The 20,656-nt window shown below is 51.6% G+C and carries 24 protein-coding genes; 8 read left to right on the top strand and 16 right to left on the bottom strand.

The features are described 5' to 3' along the window. Nucleotide 1 precedes the first annotated feature (1 nt). From NFR55_RS01110 to NFR55_RS01100, 3 genes are read right to left on the bottom strand one after another with little or no spacing between them, the layout of a single operon-like run. Entirely contained in the window at nt 2-829 is an 828-nt protein-coding gene (locus NFR55_RS01110; protein ID WP_251545336.1) for a sulfide/dihydroorotate dehydrogenase-like FAD/NAD-binding protein, read from the bottom strand. Nucleotides 830-857: 28 nt separating this feature from the next. After that, nucleotides 858-1,514 carry an endonuclease III gene (nth, locus tag NFR55_RS01105; RefSeq protein ID WP_251545334.1) on the bottom strand — a complete coding sequence of 219 codons (657 nt, stop codon included), beginning with the start codon at nt 1,512-1,514 and terminating at the stop codon, nt 858-860. Nucleotides 1,515-1,529: 15 nt separating this feature from the next. After that, the gene (locus NFR55_RS01100) at nt 1,530-2,351 is read right to left on the bottom strand and encodes an AraC family transcriptional regulator (RefSeq protein WP_251545332.1); all 822 of its coding nucleotides are present in this window, start codon (nt 2,349-2,351) and stop codon (nt 1,530-1,532) included. Nucleotides 2,352-2,498: 147 nt separating this feature from the next. Here NFR55_RS01100 and NFR55_RS01095 point away from each other — a divergent pair, with 147 nt between their 5' ends. The 5 genes from NFR55_RS01095 to NFR55_RS01075 are packed head-to-tail and all read left to right on the top strand — an operon-like array spanning nt 2,499 to nt 7,122. Further along, nucleotides 2,499-3,224 carry a sugar phosphate isomerase/epimerase family protein gene (locus NFR55_RS01095; protein ID WP_251545330.1) on the top strand — a complete coding sequence of 242 codons (726 nt, stop codon included), beginning with the start codon at nt 2,499-2,501 and terminating at the stop codon, nt 3,222-3,224. Further along, nucleotides 3,221-4,288 (top strand): Gfo/Idh/MocA family protein, encoded by a 1,068-nt coding sequence (locus NFR55_RS01090; RefSeq protein WP_251545328.1) that lies wholly within the window; start codon nt 3,221-3,223, stop codon nt 4,286-4,288. The genes NFR55_RS01095 and NFR55_RS01090 overlap by 4 nt, the downstream gene beginning before the upstream one ends. Before the next feature lie 24 nt (nt 4,289-4,312). Beyond that, the gene (locus NFR55_RS01085) at nt 4,313-5,023 is read left to right on the top strand and encodes a ThuA domain-containing protein (RefSeq protein ID WP_251545325.1); all 711 of its coding nucleotides are present in this window, start codon (nt 4,313-4,315) and stop codon (nt 5,021-5,023) included. A gap of 42 nt (nt 5,024-5,065) precedes the next feature. Further along, entirely contained in the window at nt 5,066-6,148 is a 1,083-nt protein-coding gene (locus NFR55_RS01080) for a Gfo/Idh/MocA family protein (protein ID WP_251545323.1), read from the top strand. A 17-nt stretch (nt 6,149-6,165) separates the two neighbouring features. Continuing rightward, nucleotides 6,166-7,122 carry a sugar phosphate isomerase/epimerase family protein gene (locus tag NFR55_RS01075; protein ID WP_251545321.1) on the top strand — a complete coding sequence of 319 codons (957 nt, stop codon included), beginning with the start codon at nt 6,166-6,168 and terminating at the stop codon, nt 7,120-7,122. A 36-nt stretch (nt 7,123-7,158) separates the two neighbouring features. Here the strand turns inward: NFR55_RS01075 and NFR55_RS01070 are convergent, their stop codons facing one another. After that, nucleotides 7,159-7,401, bottom strand: a complete 243-nt coding sequence (locus NFR55_RS01070; protein ID WP_251545314.1) for a putative Se/S carrier protein — start codon at nt 7,399-7,401, stop codon at nt 7,159-7,161. Between the two features lie 140 nt (nt 7,402-7,541). On the opposite strand from NFR55_RS01070, the gene NFR55_RS01065 reads away from it, so the two are divergent. Beyond that, a complete protein-coding gene (locus tag NFR55_RS01065) occupies nt 7,542-8,693 on the top strand; it encodes an aminotransferase class V-fold PLP-dependent enzyme (protein ID WP_251545312.1) in 1,152 nt (383 codons plus the stop codon). Nucleotides 8,694-8,706: 13 nt separating this feature from the next. On the opposite strand, the gene NFR55_RS01060 is transcribed toward NFR55_RS01065, so the two are convergent. Then, the gene (locus NFR55_RS01060; protein WP_251545310.1) at nt 8,707-8,958 is read right to left on the bottom strand and encodes a hypothetical protein; all 252 of its coding nucleotides are present in this window, start codon (nt 8,956-8,958) and stop codon (nt 8,707-8,709) included. A gap of 74 nt (nt 8,959-9,032) precedes the next feature. Between NFR55_RS01060 and NFR55_RS01055 the strand changes: the two genes are divergently transcribed. Beyond that, nucleotides 9,033-9,269, top strand: coding sequence for a hypothetical protein (locus tag NFR55_RS01055; protein WP_251545308.1), 237 nt, complete (start codon nt 9,033-9,035; stop codon nt 9,267-9,269). Here the strand turns inward: NFR55_RS01055 and NFR55_RS01050 are convergent. The 11 genes from NFR55_RS01050 to NFR55_RS01000 are packed head-to-tail and all read right to left on the bottom strand — an operon-like array spanning nt 9,262 to nt 19,405. Further along, nucleotides 9,262-10,332, bottom strand: coding sequence for a PucR family transcriptional regulator (locus NFR55_RS01050; protein WP_251545306.1), 1,071 nt, complete (start codon nt 10,330-10,332; stop codon nt 9,262-9,264). The two genes, NFR55_RS01055 and NFR55_RS01050, sit on opposite strands and share 8 nt — an antisense overlap. Further along, nucleotides 10,332-11,594, bottom strand: coding sequence for an O-acetylhomoserine aminocarboxypropyltransferase/cysteine synthase family protein (locus NFR55_RS01045; RefSeq protein ID WP_251545304.1), 1,263 nt, complete (start codon nt 11,592-11,594; stop codon nt 10,332-10,334). The genes NFR55_RS01050 and NFR55_RS01045 overlap by 1 nt, the downstream gene beginning before the upstream one ends. A gap of 15 nt (nt 11,595-11,609) precedes the next feature. Further along, entirely contained in the window at nt 11,610-12,311 is a 702-nt protein-coding gene (locus NFR55_RS01040) for a ComF family protein (RefSeq protein ID WP_251545302.1), read from the bottom strand. Between the two features lie 8 nt (nt 12,312-12,319). Further along, a complete protein-coding gene (locus NFR55_RS01035) occupies nt 12,320-13,381 on the bottom strand; it encodes a branched-chain amino acid aminotransferase (protein ID WP_476748522.1) in 1,062 nt (353 codons plus the stop codon). Nucleotides 13,382-13,397: 16 nt separating this feature from the next. Continuing rightward, a complete protein-coding gene (locus NFR55_RS01030; protein ID WP_251545300.1) occupies nt 13,398-14,009 on the bottom strand; it encodes an IMPACT family protein in 612 nt (203 codons plus the stop codon). Further along, complete coding sequence (gene tyrS, locus NFR55_RS01025; RefSeq protein ID WP_251545298.1) at nt 14,006-15,223, bottom strand: tyrosine--tRNA ligase; 1,218 nt, start codon at nt 15,221-15,223, stop codon at nt 14,006-14,008. Before tyrS ends, NFR55_RS01030 begins: the two co-directional genes overlap by 4 nt. Nucleotides 15,224-15,228: 5 nt before the next feature. Further along, nucleotides 15,229-16,428 (bottom strand): aminotransferase-like domain-containing protein, encoded by a 1,200-nt coding sequence (locus NFR55_RS01020; RefSeq protein WP_251545296.1) that lies wholly within the window; start codon nt 16,426-16,428, stop codon nt 15,229-15,231. A 2-nt stretch (nt 16,429-16,430) separates the two neighbouring features. Beyond that, a complete protein-coding gene (locus NFR55_RS01015; protein WP_251545294.1) occupies nt 16,431-16,910 on the bottom strand; it encodes a Gx transporter family protein in 480 nt (159 codons plus the stop codon). A gap of 44 nt (nt 16,911-16,954) precedes the next feature. After that, nucleotides 16,955-17,344, bottom strand: a complete 390-nt coding sequence (locus NFR55_RS01010; RefSeq protein WP_251545292.1) for a NusG domain II-containing protein — start codon at nt 17,342-17,344, stop codon at nt 16,955-16,957. Then, entirely contained in the window at nt 17,341-18,561 is a 1,221-nt protein-coding gene (locus NFR55_RS01005; RefSeq protein WP_251545290.1) for an FAD:protein FMN transferase, read from the bottom strand. Before NFR55_RS01005 ends, NFR55_RS01010 begins: the two co-directional genes overlap by 4 nt. Further along, nucleotides 18,545-19,405, bottom strand: a complete 861-nt coding sequence (locus NFR55_RS01000; protein WP_251545281.1) for a DegV family protein — start codon at nt 19,403-19,405, stop codon at nt 18,545-18,547. Before NFR55_RS01000 ends, NFR55_RS01005 begins: the two co-directional genes overlap by 17 nt. 108 nt (nt 19,406-19,513) lie before the next feature. Here NFR55_RS01000 and NFR55_RS00995 point away from each other — a divergent pair, with 108 nt between their 5' ends. Continuing rightward, entirely contained in the window at nt 19,514-20,515 is a 1,002-nt protein-coding gene (locus tag NFR55_RS00995; protein ID WP_251545279.1) for a sodium:calcium antiporter, read from the top strand. The last annotated feature ends 141 nt before the right edge of the window (nt 20,516-20,656 follow it).

The following is a 20,656-nucleotide window of genomic DNA, read 5'->3' as shown; positions in this document are numbered from 1 at the left end:
ATTACTTCACCTCACCCGTAAGTCGGCATTTGTGCGCCGCTTCCTGTTCGCGATAAGTCTTGCCGCGATTTATCGCCTCGTCCCAATCTATAAGATGCCCGTCGAACTCCGGTCCGTCAACGCATGCGTATTTGGTTACGCCTCCCACGGTGAGCCTGCAACAGCCGCACATGCCCGTGCCGTCCACCATAATGGAGTTCATGCTCACAACCGTTTTTATGCCCAACTCTTTTGTGAGCGCACACACCGCCCGCATCATGGGCAGAGGTCCTACCGCAAACACGCAATCGTATTTCTTTTCCGCCGCCATGCGCTTTAGCTCGTCGGTCACAAATCCTTTCACGCCGCTCGAGCCGTCGTCGGTTATAAAGCGAAGTTCTTTCGCCGCGCTCGCAAATTCTTTTTCATACATAAGCAGCGAGGCGTTGCGCGCGCCTATTATCACGTCGGACGGTCGGCCTTTGGCTTTCAACGCCTTAGCCTGCGGATATATCACCGCCGTGCCTATGCCGCCGCCCACAAGCAATACGTTTTGAAATTCCGACAAATCGGTGGGGTTGCCGAGCGGACCTACGAAATCCGCTATGTATCCGCCCTCGGGCACTCGAGCGAGCTTTAGCGTGCTGTAGCCCACCTCCTGCACGAGTATGGTTATCGTGCCCGCTTGAGAGTCGTAGTCGCAAATGGTGAACGGAACGCGTTCGCCCTCTTCGTCCACTCTTAAAATTACGAATTGCCCCGGATGCGCGTGCCGAGCCGCGTCGGGCGCGGAAATAACGTATTCGGTTACGTTTTCGGCAAGCCGAGTCTTTTTGAGTATTTTGTTCATGTTCGCCCTCCCTTTTGCTCTTTTATATTCACAGCTTGGCGGCGGAGTTCGTGCAAAAAGCCGCAACTTTGCACTCTCCGCACTGCGGTCGCTGAGACTTACAACAATATCTTCCGTGAAATATAAGTAAATGGTGCGCAAGCGACCAATCTTCGGGCGCAAGCGCGGTCATAAGGTCTTTTTCCACGTCGAGCGGAGTTTTGCCGCCGCTGAAACCGAGCCGGTGACTCACCCTGAACACGTGCGTGTCAACCGCTATGTTATTACCGCCGAACGCCACGCTCATCACCACGTTTGCGGTTTTACGCCCCACGCCCTTAAGCGACAGCAAATCGTCGAAATTATCGGGTACTCGCCCGCCGAACCTGCCGACTATATCGCGCGAAGCCGAAATTATGCTCGCCGATTTGTTGCGGTAAAATCCGCAACTGAATATAAGACGTTGCAAATTTTCGATATCGGCGTTCGCAAAATCCTCTGGCGTATCGTAAACGCGAAACAGCTCTTTGGTAACTTCGTTTACGCGCTTATCGGTGCACTGCGCCGAAAGTATCACCGCCACCAATAAGTGAAAGGGATTATCGTATTCGAGTTCGCACTGCGCGGCGGGATATTCCGCCGCAAGCGCGCTCAAAATTCCTCGCGCGCGTTCTTCTTTGGTATGTATGGTTACGCTGTTATCCATATTGTTATGATTATATCATAACCCGCGCCGTTTGTCACGCGATTTTTCATTGCCCGCCTCGTTACTTCGCACATACCTTTGCGGAGTTTCTCCGTAATACTCGGTGAAATCCCTGTAAAACGAGCGCATACTGCCGAACCCCGAATCAAACGCCGCGTCGGTAACGCTCTCGCCCGCACGCAACCTGCTTGCCGCCGCCTCAAGCCTGAGCGAATTAACGTATTTTTTAAGACTAATGTTCGTAAACGCGTTAAACACTCGGGAAAAATGATGCGAACTGTAGCCGAATTTTTTGCTCAATCCCTTCAAAGTAAGCTCTTCTTCGAAATGCTCGGATATATACGATAGTATTTCGCGCACCGTGTCCACCCTGCCGTCCGCCGCTATGGGCGCAAGCTCGAGTTTGTCTATAAGCAGTCCGAGCACGGTATCCGCCCAGCCGGCCTTGAAAAGACCGCTGCGCGACTTTTGCTCCGAATAAAGTTTAATCAGTCCGCAAACGTCTCGGTATGTTTTTTCGTCGCGCAAAATATGCCGAGTAACGCAACGGTTTTTAACCGCCGCAAGATAGCGTTGGAGAAAATCGAGCGGAAATATCACGCACATCGCTATGTTTTCGTTCTCTACCGTATAGGCGTGCACGTCGTAACTTCCCGACACGCAAATATCGCCCTCTTTCAATTCGTAGGTTTCGCCGTTTATCGTAGCTTCCACGTTTCCATGGGTAATGCAAAGTATTTCCACCTGCGCGTGGAAATGCGGTTTTGTTCCCTGCGACTCGAAAACTTCTATATCGCGATGTTCGATATCGCGCACCGACTCGTAAAATCCGTTCATACCCAAAGTATACCACAAATTTGGGGCGAGCGCAAGAATTGAGCGCAACTTTTGGCAATAAAATACGCTGTAATGGCATTGAACGCGCAAAGATTTTGATGTATAATTTAGCTATAAAAATAATTCCCAAGGGCGGAGGATGTTTACATGAAAATCGGCGTACAAATGTATTCGTTGCGCGAATACATAAAAACCGAGGGCGTGAAAAAGGCTCTCGAAAACATTGCGGAGTGCGGTGCGGACTGCATAGAACCGATATGCGACGACTACGGCGTAGGTTACGAAGAGGTTGCCCGCATAATGCGCGAAAACGGCTTGAAAGCCTATTCCATGCACATAGATTACAATACCGTTGCGGATAAGGACAAACTCGCAAGACTCCGCGACGCGTTCGGCTTGAAAATCGCGGTTATACCGTGGATGGATAAAGAAAAGTTTTTCGACAACGAAAAACGCAAAGAACTGTTCGGCAACGCGCTTGAAAACGCAAACGCGCTCGGCATGGTTTTGGCATACCACAATCACAATTTCGAGTTTGAAAAAGCGGGCGTTTTCGAAGCCCTTCCCCGCGAGATACGCGGGTTGAAATTGCAACCCGATATATTTTGGCTGAAAGCCGCGGGAATAGAGCCGCTCGACTTTGTACGCGCAAACCGCGACAATATCGCGCTTATACACATTAAGGAATTCGGCGAGAACGCGGACGCTCCCGCTCCCATAGTGGGAAGCGGAGCTACCGGCGCGGGCGAAGTGTTGCGCTACATGAAATCGAAAGGATGCGAATGGGCGGTGCTCGAATACGAGAAACCTTGTTGCGACGATATAATTTATCTTAAAAAGTCAATAGACTATATGCGGGAGGCGGTAAAATGAACAGCTCCAAACCGCTTAAAATGAGCATACTCGGCTACGGCGGCATGGCGGGATATCATTTCTCGCGCCTGTCCAAACTCGGGCTTGTGAAATTCGTAGGCGCGTTCGACACCGACGAAAAGCGCATGCAAGCGGCTGCAAAAGACGGCATGACCGCCTACCCCTCCGCCGAAGCGTTGTTTGCCGACCCGCAAACCGAAGCCGTGCTTATAGCCACGCCCAACGATTGGCACCGCCCTTACGCCGTTGCCGCCGCAAACGCGGGCAAGCACGTAATTTGCGAAAAGCCCGTCGCGCTCTCGTGCGAGGAATTGGACGAAATGACGGCGGCAGCCATAAAAAACAAAGTTGTGTTGGAAGTTCACCAAAACCGCAGGTGGGACGCCGACTACATTGCCGTGCAAAACATAATAAACGGCGGAAAGCTCGGTAAAATTTACCGCATAGACTCGCACGTTTGCGGGGCGAACGGCATACCCGGCGGCTGGCGCAAACTCCCCGAACAGGGCGGCGGCATGATGCTCGACTGGGGCGTTCACCTGCTCGACCAAATATTTGACTTTATAAAGGAAAAGCCGCTTTCGCTGTATTGCAAATACTCGCACGCGCTCGGGTTTGACGTAGACGACGGATTCGACGCGCAGATAGGGTTCGAAAACGACCTTACCGTAAACGTGCGCGTAGACACCAACACTTTCACGCCCATGCCGCGCTGGATAATATACGGCAGAGACGGCACTGCCGTAATAAACGATTGGGACTTAAACGGAAAGATTATTTTGCCCGTATACGGCAAAGAGGTGGAAATAGTGGGAATTAAGGCGGGCAACGGATTCACCAAAACCATGGCTTACCGCCCGCACGACAGCGTTTCCGAATCGGATATTCCCGCCCCGAGCGTGGACGGCGACGCGTTTTACAAGAATTTCGTTGCCGCCGTTCGCGGAAAAGAAAAGCCGATAGTAAGCAACGAAAGCGTGCGCAAAATACTGCGAATAATGGAGCTGTGCGCAATTTCGAGCAAAGAAAACAAAGTTATAAAAGACGAACTTAAAAATTTATAAAAAAAATAAAAAGGAGCAACAAACATGAACGTAACCGTTTGGAACGAATTTAAGGGGCAGGACAACGGCGCAGTCAAAGCTGCCTACCCTAAAACAATGCACGAAGCCATAAAGCAAGCCGTAGAGGGCAAAGACGTAAGCGTAACGGCCGTAACCATGGAAATGCCTCATCAAGGATTATCCGACGAGTTGCTCGAGAAAACCGACGTGCTAATATGGTGGGGGCACTGTCATCACGGCGACGTAAGCGACGAACTCGTTGAGAAGATAAAGAGCCGAGTTCTTCGCGGCATGGGAATTATTTTTCTTCATTCGGCGCATATGTCTAAGCCGTTCATTGCTCTTATGGGCACCACGTGCACTCTCGGGTGGCGCGAAGCGGCGGAACGCGAACGCCTTTGGACGGTGTCGCCCGCCCACCCCATAGCAAACGGCGTGCCGGTTTGCACGGTGCTCGAGCACGAAGAAACGTACAGCGAGCCTTTCGATATTCCCGAGCCCGACGAAACCGTATTTATAGGTTGGTTCAAGGGCGGCAACGTGTTCCGCAGCGGCGTAACCTACAGGCGCGGACTGGGAAAAGTGTTCTATTTCCAACCCGGACACGAAACGCACCCCACCTACCGCGACGAAAACGTAAAGAAAATTTTACGCAACGCCGTGCGGTGGGCATACAACCCCGATATAAGAAAAACCCCGCTCGACTGCCCCATGCTCGAAGCCGACGAAAAATAACGAAAATTTTATAAAATACAAATAATCAAGGAGTAAAAAGAAATGAAAAAGTTGAAAGTAGGAATTGTAGGTTGCGGCGGCATAGCCAACGGCAAACATCTACCCGCCCTCAAACAAATCGAGGAAGTTGAATTTGCGGCATTTTGCGATATAATAAAAGACCGAGCCGACAAAGCCAACAAAGAATACGCCGACGGCAAGGCGTTCGTAACCGAAGATTATCGCGAGCTTATAAAACGCGAACTTGACGCGGTATTCGTTTGCACCCCGAACTGCTCTCACTGCGAGATAAGCGTAGCCGCTCTCAACGCGGGCAAACACGTAATGTGCGAAAAGCCCATGGCGATGAACTACGCCGAAGCGCAGAAAATGATAGAGGCTCGCGACAAGTCGGGAAAACTGCTCACCATAGGCTATCAAAACCGTTACCGCAGCGACGCCGTTTATCTCAAAAAGGAGTGCGACAAAGGCAATCTCGGCGAGATATACGTAGCAACCGCGCACGCGATACGCCGCAGAGCGGTGCCCACCTGGGGCGTATTCCTCGACGAGGAAAAACAGGGCGGCGGTCCGCTCATAGACATTGGCACTCACGCGCTCGACCTCGCGCTGTTCATGATGAACAACTACGAGCCTTTATACGCTTGCGGAAGCGTTTATCATAAGCTCAACAACGACAAAGAAACGGCAAACGCTTTCGGCGAATGGGACCCCGAGAAATTCACGGTGGAAGACTCTGCGTTCGGTTTCGTGGTGATGAAAAACGGCGCAACGGTAAAAGTGGACTCAAGCTGGGCTCTCAACATAACCGACGTGCGCGAAGCCGCCGTAACTCTTTGCGGCACAAAGGCGGGCGCAACCATTAAGCGCGGAGAAAAGCTCGAACTCAACGGCGTGAAAAACAACGCTCAATACATTGAAACCCCCGATTTCTCTGCGGGCGGCGTTGCGTTCTTCGACGGCAAAGCTCAATCGTCGGGCGACGCAGAAGCTCGCACGTTTGTAAACGCAGTACTCGGCAAAGGCAAACTTTACGTTCTGCCCGAGCAAGCGGCGGTTGTAACCCGCATACTCGAAGGCATATACACGTCGGCCAAAACGGGCAAGCCGTACTATTTCGACTAAACGAAGGTAACACAGCAATGAAACTCGGAGTTTTCAGTCCCGTTCTCGCAGATATGAACCTTGGCGACGCGCTTGCGTTTTTGCACGGTTTGGGAGTTGAGCAAATGGAACTCGGTTGCGGCGGCTTCCCCGGCACGGCGCATGCCGATATAAACGTAATAAGCAAAGACAAAGCCGCGCTCGAGAGCGTTAAGGCGGCGTTCGATAAAAACGAAATGACCGTTTCCGCCCTGTCGGTGCACGGCAACGGCGTTAACCCCGATAAAGAAATCGCAAAGAAAGCCACCGACGAGCTCACCGCGGCAATACGCACGGCTAAAAAGCTCGGCACGGACAAAGTGGTGACTTTCTCGGGTTGCCCCGGCGATAAAACCTCGTCATGCCCCAACTGGATTACCTGCCCGTGGCCCAACGATTTCTCCGACCTCCTCGAATGGCAATGGAACGAGGTACTAATCCCCTACTGGAAAAATATTGCACGCATAGCAGAGAGCGAAGGCGTTAAGATATGTTTGGAAATGCACCCCGGCTTTATGGTGTACGGCGTTGAAAGCATGCTAAGACTTCGCGAAGCCGTAGGCAAATCGGTGGGCGCAAATCTCGACCCCTCGCACCTCATTTGGCAGGGAGTCGACATAGTAGGCGCAATCAAAGAACTGAAAGACGCAATACATTTCTTCCACGCCAAAGACACGGCGATAGACTCCGCCAACGCGAAAGTGAACGGCGTGCTCGACACAAAGTCTTACGCCGACGTTTTGCGCCGCAGTTGGGTGTTCCGCACCGTGGGTTACGGCAACGGCGACTGGAAAAAGATAATAAGCGCGCTCGCCGCCGTAGGCTACGACGGACCTATATCAATAGAGCACGAAGACAGTCTTATGCCGCCCCAAGAAGGACTCATAAAAGCAGTGGAATATCTCAAAGGCATTATAATAAAGGAAGCGAACACAGCCGCCGCTTGGTGGATTTAGAAAAAAAGCCTTGCCCCAAAAGGGCAAGGCTTTTTTCTATCTGTATCTCTTATAGCCGTTGCCGTCGGTATAAAACACGCCTATCAAGGCGTCTAAGCGGTAATACTCGTATATTCCCATTGCGCGGTCTATATCGGTATCGGGCACGCGCACGCTAAGCCCGCACGACGCCGACACTTCGCGCGGGGTGTTTATTATCTCGCACTCCACTCCGCCCGAGCGCAACAGGTCGTACAGCCTCATAGAGCGCGTGCGACTGCGAAAAGCAAACAAATACATGTTTTTCGTTCTCCTTTTGTACGACAAAATCAGTGATATTGCGTAGCCTACTTAAGTATAATATACTACATTATATTATAATTTCGCAAAAAGTGCGCAAAAAAGGTTTGTCGCAGCGCACTCGAAAAGGCGGTAAAAACATGATTTATTTCGACAACTCGGCAACAAGCGGCGTTAAGCCCGATTGCGTTGTGAACGCGGTGGTAAACGCCATACGGCATTTGAGCGCAAACCCGGGCAGAAGCGGACACAGCCTGTCGGTAAGCGCGGGCATGCTCGTATATTCCACCCGCAAAAAGGCGGCGGATATGCTCGGCGTGGGCGAACCCGAACGGATAATTTTTACGTCGGGTTGCACGCAGGCGCTCAACATGGCTATACTCGGCACGGTTATAAGCGGCGGCAACGTGGTTACCACCGCGCTCGAGCACAACAGCGTTTTACGACCGCTGTTCGAGCTTCAGCGTGCGGGGCGCATTACGGTCAGCATAGCGGAGCCAAACGAACGCGGCGTAATAACCGCAAAGGAAATAGAACGCGCCGTGACGAGCCGCACCTACTTGGTTGCCGTAAATCATATAAGCAACGTAACGGGCGCGATTAACAACATAGACGAAATAGGCAAATTTTGCCGCAGTCGCGGAATTAAATTCCTTGTAGACGGTGCGCAAAGCGTGGGATACGGCGATATAGATATGCGCGAGCAACACATAGACTATCTTGCCGTAGCTCCGCACAAAGGCTTGTGCGCCATTCAGGGCGTGGGAATACTCGCGCTCGGCGCGGGCACGGATATCCGCCCCACTTTATACGGCGGCACGGGAACGCAGTCCGAAAACGTGTTTCAGCCTCTCGAACTGCCCGAAGCTCTCGAGAGCGGCACTCTCCCCACTCCCGCAATAGCCGCTCTCAGCGCGGCGATAGTGCACAACCAAAAAACACGCGCCGAAAAGCGGCGCAAACTGCGGGAACTCAGCGCGTACATACTCGACGGCATAAAGAAAACTCGCGGCGTAACGGTGTTTACCGCGCCCGATACGTATAACGGACTGATAAGTTTTAACATAGACGGCATTGGCTCTATGGAAGCAAGCAATATTTTAAGCTCGCACTACGATATAGCCGTGCGCGGCGGGCTTCACTGCGCTCCCCTCGTTCACCGCCACTTGAAAACTTTAGACAGCGGAATAATTCGCGCCTCGGTATCGAGCGACAACACCTTCGGCGAAGCCGACTTTTTCCTGCGTGCGGTGCGCGAGCTTGCCGAAACCGAAAAAAACAACCGTATGTAAGAATTTTTGCGCGTTAAAGCATGCCGAGCAGACTTTCGAGTTTTGCTCTTTGCTGCGAGTTGAGATGCGGCGAAACAGTGTTCACAAAGCCGAGCAGCTGCACTTCGTCGAACGTGCCGTTGCGTTTTTGCTCCTGCACCATTTCCATGAGTTTGCTTATGAGCGCGTCTTCGCCGAGATTGCCGTACTTGCGCATCGCCTCGCCGTACAGCATATCCGCCCGACTGCTTTTGCCTTTAGCTTCGTATCCGCGTAATTGTTTCATAATTTTTCGCTCCTCCGTTACTATTATAGATATGCCGTCATATACATAATAGTGATAGCGAGGAGGTACGTTTAATGGATTTAAGTTCTATATTGCCGCTGCTTATGAGCAAATCGGGCGTGGGCGGCGATAAAATGAACACGCTCATGAAATTCGCGCACGGCGAAAAGCCGGATATAGGCACCGTGATGAACATGGCTATGGAACAAAAAAAGCAAGCCCCGCAAGGACTTGCTCCCGTATCCGATATAGCTTCGGCGGAAATTTTCGGCAAACTCGCCAAATATTTCATAACGGCGCAAACTAATTGACGTCTTTACGCTTATCCGTTCCCTGCTTGTTTTTAACGAGCTTGTTAAGTATGGTAAGCAACCTAAAAGCCACGGCGTCGTTGAAATGGCGCAGATTGAGTCCCGTGGCTTTCTCTATTTTGTCGAGCCTGTAAATTAAAGTGTTGCGGTGCATATACATGCTCCTGCTCGTTTCCGATATGTTCAGCGAGTTTTTCAAAAACTCTTCGGCGGTGTTCATAAGTTCGGAGTCGTCGAGTATATCGGTACTGTCGCGGTCAAGCATGGTGTCGAGATAACGCGCGAGCGACTCCCGAGGAACTTCGCTCAACAATTTCATCATGATGTATTCTTTGTATGAGTATATTTTGCCGTTCGGCGAAAGCATTTTGCCGAATTCGTAAGCAAGCGCGCAATGCCCGAAATACAACCCCAGCTCCGAAAAAGAATGAGCCGTGCCGCCCACGTTTATCACAAAATCCACTCTAAGCTCTTCTTTTATGTTGTCGTACAGCGTAAACGCGAAATCGGTTGCGGACTGGTATTCGTCTTCCTCGCCGCAACGCTTTATAAAAGCAACGCTCCTGTCGTCGAACGGAACTATTATATCGCCCGACTCTCGCATGGTTTCCAAAAAGTTTCTCAGTTCGTCGAGTTTGCTCTTTAGGTCGGTAACGAGCGTGAGCACGTAGCCGTCGAACGGCCCCGAATACTTGCGGGCAAGCTCCTCGGCTTCCTTTTCTCCGAGTTCCCCGAGCAAATACATCTTGAGTTTTTCGGCGTGCGTAAGCTCTCTTACGGGCTCCGCCGCGCCGCCGCACAACGCCTTTATAAATTCGGCGTAGTTTCGATACTCCTCGCCGCAACCGAACAGCACCGCTTTATGCCCGCTCGCAAGCGGCACAACGGTTATGCCGCAGTCGGGATACTGAACAACCCGCGCGGTTTCTTTTACGCGCTCCGTATCCACGGTTAAACCGCCCGACGAGCGAAACGCAACCGTTCCGTCGGGCGCAAAAACCGCCGTGTCCAATCCCGTGGCGTCTTTTATCTTTTTTAAGGTTTCAAAAAACAATTGAGTCATCACAAATTACTAAGCCCGCGTTCTATGTCTTTCATAATATCCACTTTAGACTCTATTCCCACCGAAAGGCGAATTGTGCCCTCGGTTATTCCCGCCGCCGCGAGTTGCTCGTTCGTAAGTTGGCGGTGAGTGCTCGAAGCGGGATGCAACACGCAGGTGCGAGCGTCGGCCACGTGAACCACCACGGCCGCAAGGCGCAATCCGTCCATGAATTTCACGGCTTTTTCGCGCGACTCGAGCTCGAACGAAATCACTCCGCTTCCTTTCCCTTTGCAGTACTTGCGGCAAAGGTCGTAACTCTTATCGCCGTACAGCGCGGGATAGCGCACCGATTTTACCGCTTTACTGCTCTTGAGCAGCCGCGCAACCTCGAGCGCGTTTTCGCTGTGCGCGGGCATGCGCAAATGCAGAGTTTCAAGCCCGAGATTTAACAAAAACGCGTTCATGGGACTGGGCGCGGAACCGAGGTCGCGCATGAGTTGCACTCTCGCTTTTGTTATGTAAGCCGCAGAGCCGAAAGTTTGGGTGTAGCTTATGCCGTGATAGCTCTCGTCCGGCTCGGTAAGTCCCGGGAATTTGCCGCTCGCCGCATAGTTGAAACGCCCGCCGTCCACTATCATGCCGCCGAGCGCAACTGCGTGCCCGTCGAGATACTTAGAGGTGGAATACACCACTATATCCGCTCCGAAATCGAACGGACGGCAAATAACCGGCGTTGCGAACGTATTATCTATTATGAGCGGTATTTTGTGCTCGTGCGCAACGCGAGCCGCCTTTTCAATATCGGTAACGGTCACGGCGGGATTGGCGATTGTTTCGGCAAATATAAGTTTGGTGTTGTCTTTAATAGCCGCAGAAAGCTCCCGTTCGTTATTTATATCCGCAAACGTGGTTTCTATACCGAATTTTTTGAGAGTCACGGCAAGCAGATTTACCGTGCCGCCGTATACCTCGCTCGCCGATATTATGTGGTCGCCCGCCTGCGCGAGGTTGGTTATGGCGATTAACGTTGCCGCCTGCCCCGAACTCGTCATCATTGCGCCCACGCCGCCCTCGAGGTCGTTTATCTTCGCCTCCACCGCGGCAACGGTGGGATTCGAAAGCCGCGTATAAAAAAAGCCTTCTTTCTTAAGGTCGAACAAGTCGCCCACGTCCTCGGTGGAATCGTACTTAAACGTGGTGGACATAGAGATAGGCAACACCCTCGGTTCTCCGTTGCCCGGCGTGTAGCCGCTTTGTACGCATTTGGTTTCCTGTTCCATATACAGCCTCCCTTTTTATTTTACAGACGCGAACGTAAGCACGAACACTTCCGCCGCTCCGTTTTTAATCAGTACGCGCGAGCACTCCGCCGCCGTAGAGCCGGTAGTAAACACGTCGTCTATAAGCAAAACGCTCTTTGCTTTCACGTCCGCCTTTTCGGACAGCGCAAAACTGTCTTTTACCGTTTCTTCCCGCTCGGCTCGCGACTGTCCTACCAAGTCTTTGGTTTTCACGGTCTTTGCGAGCAAAACCTCGCTCTCTATGCCTATGCGCTTAGCGAGTTCGCAAGCAAGCAGTTCGGATTGATTGTAGCCGCGGGTGCGCCTGCGGCTCTTGTGAACGGGCACGCTTGTTATTATATCCGGCTTCCAATTCGCGGAATAGTAGGTATCCGCCATGTATTCCGCCATATACGGGGCGAGATATCTCGCGTCGCGATATTTGAGCCTGTGAACGAGTTTCGCCGCGCCGCCGTTATACTCAAAACTCGAACGCGCCGCCGAAAAAGGATACTCTCTTTGTTTGCAGTTGTCGCAAACGGCGTTTTGCGGCGGAACGGCTCTGCCGCACACCGTGCAGTATTCGGTGATAAGAGGCAACTTGCACTTATCGCACACGCAGTTACGAACGGTTTTATCAAGCTCGCAACCGCAAACTATGCACTTTATGCCGCTCGGATATATTATCTCTTTTATAAGCTCCGTTAAGCTGCCCATACTTTGCGCTAACGGTCTATGCGAGTTACCCAACCGAATTTATCTTCGATTTTGCCCGTTTGTATGCCAGTCACGCGGTCGTAGGTAAAGCGGGATATTTCGCCCATCTTTCCGCCGCCCACGATATAGTCTTTGCCCTCGTATCCCACTTTGCCCACCGGCGATATAACCGCCGCCGTGCCCGTGCCGAATATCTCCGTGCAAGTTCCGTCCTTTATGCCGTCTATAACCTCTTTTATGGGCACAAGGCGTTCTTCCACCTCCATGCCCTCGCTTTTAAGCAGTTCTATAACGCTCTTGCGAGTTATACCAGGCAAAATACTGCCGCCGAGCATGGGCGTAACCACTTTGCCGCCGAGTACGAAAAATATGTTCATCGACCCCACTTCTTCAACGTACTTGTGCTCTTTGGAGTCGAGCCACATTACTTGGTCGTATCCCATTTGTATCGCTTTTTCGCCCGCTTTAAGACTCGCCGCATAGTTGCCCGCAACTTTGTGATGACCCGTGCCGCCCTTTGAGGCGCGAACGTATTCCTGTTCCACATATAAGCCCACGGGCTCGAGGCCGTGCGCGTAATACGCCCCTACCGGACTCAAGATTATGAAAAAGATATAATTGTGCGCCGCGTGAACTCCGAGCGCGGAGTCGGTTGCTATTATGCTCGGGCGGATATACAGCGCGGTGCCTTCGTCGGAAGGTATCCAATCCTTTTCCATTAGCACGAGCTTACTAAGCGCGTCGAGCACAAAGTCTACGTCTACCGGCGGAATACATACCCTGTCCGCCGAATTGTTCAAACGCAGAAAGTTTTCGCGCGGACGGAAAAGCCGTATTTCTCCCTCTTTGTTCTTGTATGCCTTAGTTCCCTCGAATATAGCCTGAGCGTAATGAAACACCGCCGTGCTCGGGTCGAGCGAAAAAGGCTCGTACGGCTGTATTCGCGCGTTGCGCCATTCTCCGTCGCCGTATTCCATAACAAACATGTGGTCGGTAAAATATTTGCCGAACCCGAGCGCGCCCGCAGGCTTCGCTTTTTTGTTCTTTGCTTCGATTATCTTGAGTTCCATTTCTATGTATCTCCGTTTATAAATCCCGTTCCACTCGGCAGTTGCCGAGCCGCTTAAACGCGCACTTTCCTTGAGTGAGAGAACAGAGTTCCTCTTCCAAATCGCTCGCGCTTATTGCGGCGTAAGTTACGTCTACCGTTCTATTATACTCCAAAGCCGTTATTTTATAAAGCGATTGAACTACCCTTTTTTCGATTTTTTTCCAAACCGAATAATCGAATTCCGCCCTTACGAGTTCGCAGTCCGCCGCCTCGACGCGTTTCGCTCTCGCTATGGACTCGCTCGCCGCTTTGGTATACGCGCGAACGAGTCCGCCCGCGCCCAGCTTTACTCCGCCGAAATAGCGCACTACCGAAACCATGGTTTCGCTCAGTCCCGCCGTGCGTATGCACTCGGCAATTGGTGCGCCCGCAGTGCCCGCAGGCTCGCCGTCGTCGCTGCTCCTCGCGCTTTCACCCGAGACGTATGCGTAACATATATGGGTGCAGTCCTTGTATTTTTTGCGCAATTCGGCAAGTATCCCGTTTGCTTCGGCGTCGGTGCGCACCCTTCCGCAAAAAGCAATAAAGCGCGATTTCGATATTTCGAACTCGTATTCTCCGCCCTTTACCGTAACGAACGAATTCATTTAAGGGTTACGCGCAAATGAACTTTTTTGCCTTTATGCAACACGAACTCTTTCTCCGCAGTGTATTTGTCGAGCGCGTCCGCCGAGCCGAGCACTTTGGAGTCGTTTATCTTCACGCCGCCGCCGTCTATAAGTCGGCGGGCTTCCGATTTGGAAAGCGCGACTCCCGCAAGAGTCATTATATCGGCTATAAGCGCGTTTTGCGGCGCGGAAACGGTAACCTGCGGCATATCCTGCGCCGACCCGCCGAACGCCGCCGCGGCTTGCTTTTGCGCCTGCTCCGCGGCTTCTTCGCCGTGTATAAGTTTGGTAACCTCGTAGGCAAGACGTTTTTTCGCCTCGTTCATGCGCTCGTCGCAATGCTTGGTAAGTTCCTCTATTTCGTCAAGTTCCATAAAGGTGAGCAGTTTCATGCACTCCGCGGTTTTCACGTCTTCCACGTTGCGGAAATACTGATAGAACTCGTAAGGCGCGGTTTTGTTGCCGTCCAGCCACAACGCGCCTTTCGCGGTCTTGCCCATCTTCTTTCCGTCGCTCGTGAGCAACAGCTTAAAGGTCATTGCGTAAGCGTCGGTTCGCTCGAAACGGCGTATGAGGTCCGCGCCCGCGAGTATATTGCTCCACTGGTCGTTACCACCTATTTCCAACTTGCAACCGTACTTTCTGTACAGCGTGAGGAAATCGTACGCCTGCATGGGCATGTAGTTAAATTCGAGAAAGCTTAGCCCCTTTTCCATACGTTGCTTAAAGCAATCGCATGTTATCATTTTATTTACCGATAAAAACGGACCTATCTCGCGCAAGAAATCTATATAGTTGAGCGAAAGCAACCAGTCGGCGTTGTTCACCATTACGGCAGCGTTATCGCCCTCGAAGGTGATAAAGTGCGAAAGCTGACGGCGGAAACACTCCACGTTATGCGCTATCGTTTCCTTTGTCATCATACTGCGCATATCCGTTCTGCCCGAAGGGTCGCCTATCATGGCCGTGCCGCCGCCTATGAGCGCGATGGGTTTGTGCCCCGCCCTCTGCATGTGCGCCATAGCCATTACGGGAATATAATGCCCTATGTGCAAGCTGTCCGCAGTCGGGTCGAACCCCACGTAAAAGGGAACGCTTTCACTGCCGAGCAATTTGCGCATATCTTCTTCGTATACCGTTTGCCCTATAAACCCGCGCTCGTAAAGAGTGTCGAGCACATTCTTTTCAGCCATAATCTTTATTTCTCCTTGGATATTATCTCTTTGAAAAAGTTTCCGAGCGCGTTCATGCCCTCGTCGATTTTTTCCGCGCTTGCGTTGGAATAGTTCAGCCTTATAGTATTCTTGCCGCCGCCGTCGGCATAAAACACGCTTCCCTGAATATACGCCACGTTGCGTTTAACCGCTTCCGCCAACAGCTCCGCGGCGTTTATATCGCACCCCTCGAATTCGCCCCACACAAACAGCCCGCCGTCGGGTGACGTGTGATTGAATTCCTGCGGCATGTACCGTTCTATGCCACGCATCATAGCGTCTTTTCGCTCTTTATACAGCGGCAAACTCGCTTTCACCGCCGGCTCGAGCAATCCTCTCGCCAAATATTCGGCTACAATCGCCTGCGCGAGCAAGCTCGTGTGCAAGTCCGTGCCCTGCTTGCATATCGCCATTTTTCGTATTATATCGCGATTGCCTACGGCAATACCCACTCTCAATCCCGGCGAAAGTATTTTGCTGAACGAGGTTATATACACCACGTTGTCGTCTAAGTCAAACGACTTGAGCGCGTTCACCTTTTCGCCCGAAAAACGCAGCCGCGCGTAAGGGTCGTCTTCGAGGACGGGCACGCCGTATTTTGCGGTGACCCGCGCTATTTCGCGGCGATTTTGCGCCGTGTAAGTCTTGCCCGTAGGATTGGAGAACGTGGGCACGAGATATATGAATTTGGGCTTGTGCTTTTTAATCTTTTGTTCGAGGTCGGTTATGTCGAGACCGTCGGAATTTGCCTTTACGCCCACCGCTGCCGCTTCGTAGGAATTGAATATTTGGAGCGCGGCAAGATAAGTCGGGTCTTCCACGAGCACGCAGTCGCCCGCGTTCAAAAAGCTCTTGCACATCAGGTCTATGCCCTGTTGTCCGCCGCTTATAACGAGCATTTGCGAATTGTCTTGCGCTTTCACTCCGAACTCGGCAACGTATTCTTTGCTCCGCTCCGTAAGCGGCGCATAGCCCTCGGTAGTTCCGTATTGCAAAATTTTGTAACTGTCCGCTCTACCGAGAACGTCGGCGGCTATAGAGCGCACGTCTTTTACGGGCAACGCTTCGGTTGCGGGCAAACCGCCCGCGAAAGAAATAATTTCGGGGCGCGACAACAGCTTGAAAATCTCGCGCGTTGCCGTGCCGTTTAGATTTGCCATTCTGTTCGCAAATTCCGAATTCATATTCACTCCTTAACAAAGAATTTTTGCGGTATGTACTTTATTGCGAAAAACGCCGCGACTCCCACCGCAAGACCCGCTATTATGCTCGCCGCAAGCATGAGCGGCAACATCGCCGTAAGATTTGTTTGAACTATTAAGCTCGCCACGCCCACCTGCACCGCGTTGTGAGTGACCGCTCCAAAAAAACTAATGCCCGCAATACTCACGAATTTTATCGCGAAACGATACAAGATAACTTGCACGGTAAGGCTCGCAAAACCCGCGGGAACGCTGTACATAAGCGCGGCGAGGTTTCCGCCGAAAACGCTTGCGAGCAAACACCTCAAAGCGAGTATGAGATAGGCGTCGGCATATCCGAGCAACACCAAAGCTACGAGAGTGACAACGTTGCAAAGTCCCATTTTCGCGCCGGGCGCAAATGGCAAAAGCGGCGGCAACAAAGACTCCGCAAGCGCGAGCGCGAGCGCGGCAACTGTAAACAAAGCTATTCTTGTTATTCGTCTTGCGTTCGTTGTGATTATCTCCTTTAACTTTGCCCTACCGAGCCCGCCACTCGGCTCTCTCCTATCACCGTGATAACAACTCCGTACTGTGCGCAAACTATGCTTTCGCCCACGCGCCCTATTTCGCCCGTTTTAACGCAAGTGCGGTTGCGGCAGTCCGACTCCGATACCCTGCACTTGCCGCCGCTTACCGTTACGGTCAGATGGTCGGCTATACGCCGCTCGCAGTCTTTATCGAGCGGAAGCACTATGCGGAAATCTTCGCAAGCAATCTCCACTCCGCTCCCGGGCTTTCGCACAACGGTAAGCACGAGCACAACGGTGAGAATTACCGCGGCGGCGAATATTATTATATCGCCCGCCGCAAACGGCGTTTTGCGCGAACGTATAATTTGTGCTCTGTCTACGTTCAATAGCGGTATTCCTCTATTTCATATCGTTTGTAGGCGTCGTAAGCGTCGTCGCCGCTCTTGTATATAAAATACGCTTCGCCGCTTTCGTCGCTCTCGGTCACTCCGGAAAGGGTCATAATTCCGTCCTCCGATACGAGTATGCCGAGCGCGTTTTCGCTCTGTAAAAACTCCGCGGCTTTTCTCCCGTCCGTTAAGCATACAGCCGTAGCGTAGGCGTCCGCCTCAGCCGAGTTATCGCATATCACCGTTGCGGATATTATGTGATTTTTCGTGTTTACGTAACCGCCGAGTCCGTCTTGCTCCACGCCGAGCGGCATGCCCGTTACGCCGTTTATTATGTGCGGAATATAAAGCGTGCCTTTTGAATTTTCCGCTTTGCGATAGCGCACGTAATCGCCGCTCGTAACTATAGTTTTGCCGCCGGTAACGCTAATCGCGCACATATCGCCGCCCTTGCCGCCGCGCGGGCGCGGAGAGGTGACGCCGAGCGCCCAACGCTCGTATACTTTGCCGTCGGGATGATACCAATCGCCTATCACGCAAATGTTGCCGCTTATGTTTATAAGCGCGCTTTCCACGCCGTTGGCTTTCGCTATTTCCACGCACCTGTCGGCGGCGAACCCCTTTGCCACCGCGCCCAAATCTATGCGCAAAGCGGGATGAGTTTTGTATGCGTAATATCTGCCGTCTTTTATCTCGGTTTTAAGATACGCCGGGTCGCAATACTCTTTAACCTCGTTTATCTGCTCGTAGGAAGGCAGTTGCAATTCGCCGTCGTCGCCCGCCGCCACGCCCCACAGTTCGGTAAGCGGTCGAACGGCTATATTTAACGCGCCGTCGGTTTTTGCGTAAAATTCGCGCGAAAGTTCTATAAGTTCGTACGCCGAAGCGGATATTTCCACCCGCTCGCTCTCGTATCCTTGCGTGTAACTTTCGTTTGCGCCCATTGCGTTGAACCGCGAAAACGCGCTGTCCGCTCGAGTAAGGCTCATTTCATCGTCTATGCTTTCGAGAAGCTCTGTCATTCGGTCGAGCGCGGCTTGTTCGTCGCCGCCGCGCACCGCCGCCGAAAAAGTAATATCGCCGAAAACCGCCTTTTCTCTGTAATCGTAATACTCGAACTGCTGCGGCTTATCGTAAAAATCGTTGCACCCGCACAGCAAGAGCGCGATAAGCCAAACCGAAAACGCAAATACTGCTTTAATCTTCTTTGGCAACGAAAATCATTCCTATCGTGTCGGGTCCGCAATGACAACCCACCACGGGACCGACGAGCTGTTCCCAAATTTCGGCGTTCGGATACTTTTCCTTTATCATCTCCACTATAACGGCGGTGTCCTCATCGGTGTCCGCGTTCATTATGGATATAGGATAATTCAAGTCCACCCTGTCGCTTTCAAGATAGTCAACAAGGGTGTGCAACGCTTTTTTGCGCCCCTTGGCGTTGAGTATGTTTACGAGCTTCCCCTCTTCGGAGGTGGAAATTATGGGCTTTAATTTGAGTATTGTGCCCATCATTGCCTTAAACGCACTCAATCTCCCGCCCCGCTTTAAGTAAACCAAATCGTCTACCGTGAAATACACCCGCACTTTCTCGCGGAATTTTTCCACGAATTGCACAACCTCTTCGTCCGAAGCTCCCGACTCATGCATTTTGGCGGCATAATATACCGTCATTCCCGCGCCCATGCTTATGTTTTTGGTATCTACTACGGTTATCTTGCGCTCGGGATACTTTTCTTTGAGCGTATCCATCGCCTTTTCCATGCTCTGAAAAGTGCCCGACATGGCGCTCGAAAAATGTACGTACAAAATATCTTCGCCCGCGGCAAGCACGGGTTCGAAATATTCCAAGTAGTCGTTTTCGTTGAGTGCCTGCGTTTTAACGCTCGCGCCCGCACGCATGGCGTCGAAAAACTTGCGATTGTCGGTTTCGCGCCCCAAATCGTAAAATTTTTCTTCGCCGTTTACGGTATACGGCATTTTGATACATTGGGCGTCGAAATCGTCAAACCTCGTATACCAAAGTTCGCAATTGGTATCGCAAAAAAACTTGCTCATAACGCTCGCTCCTTTCAGTGTCCTTTCAAATAATTATAGTATAAACCGAAGCAATAATCAAGCTATTTCGTTTGCATATTTACAAAAAAGTGGTATAATATCATTGTTATGTCATACATTGCCTTTTTTGTGCTTGCGGCGGCTATCGTGTTTTTGTCCGTAAAGCTATCCGAATACGTCGATTTGCTCGACAAATCAACCAAAGTGTCCGGCGCGTTTATCGGAGGCGTTTTGCTCGCCGCGGTAACCTCTTTGCCCGAGCTGTTCACCTCGCTTTCCGCCGTGCTGTTTATAGGCGAAAACAATCTCGTAACCGGCAATATACTCGGCAGTAATCTATTTAACCTTGCGGCGCTCGGCGCATGTTGCGCAATAATGTTTCGCGGCTTTCATAAAGCCAAAGTCGGCAAACATCACGTTGTAACTTTGCTGTGCTGTATTTCGGTATACGCGCTTATTGCCGTAGCCGTATTCGTTAAAAACGTGCCGCACATAGGTTTTGTGAATATCGTTTCGCCCTTTATCTTCGCGATATATGTTATCTGCCTGCTTATAACGCCCAAAACCGAGGAGTCGGGCGAGCAAGCGGAAATCTCGCTTTCGGTAAAACAGCTAACGGTGCGCTTTATAATAGCCGCGCTTCTCCTAATAGGGGTAAGCATTTGCATCACCTACGTTACCGACGACATCGCGGACAAGCTCGACCTCGGCAAGACTTTTGCGGGCGCGTTGCTTTTAGGGCTCACAACCTCGTTGCCCGAACTCGTGTCCACCGTATCGCTGTGCAAAAGAGGAAATTTCAACGCCTCGGTAGGCAACATTCTCGGCAGCAACATATTCAACTTTTTCATACTCTTTCTTGCCGACCTGCTCAGCTTCCGCCCCGGCAACACCTCGATATACCCGCATTTTACCGGCGGCTCCGCGGGCTTTCAATCCATGCTGCTGCTCGTACTCGGCGCGGCGGCTTCGGTCTTTGCCGCAATAATGCTTTTAATAAAGAATCGAGCACCCGCAAAAAAGATGCTCGGTCACGTTTCCTCCGTATCTTGCGGCACGATTATGGTATCCGCCTATCTTCTCTTTTTGATACTCTCCACCGCCCTGTAAAAATTGCCGCTATTTTACTTTGCCTTTTTATTGGGTTGTTGTATAATAATAGAGCGATAAACAATAATTTACAAGTGAGGCGAGAAATTATGAACACCGAAATTCGGGTTGCTATTGATAAATTTAAAGAGGTAAAAGATA

It is taken from the genome of Pumilibacter intestinalis (genome assembly GCF_943193005.1).
In the GTDB taxonomy this organism is placed as follows: Bacteria; Bacillota; Clostridia; order Christensenellales; family Pumilibacteraceae; genus Pumilibacter; species Pumilibacter intestinalis.
The sequence above is the reverse complement of the archived record's forward strand: the minus strand, read 5'-3'. Positions and strand labels throughout refer to the sequence as shown.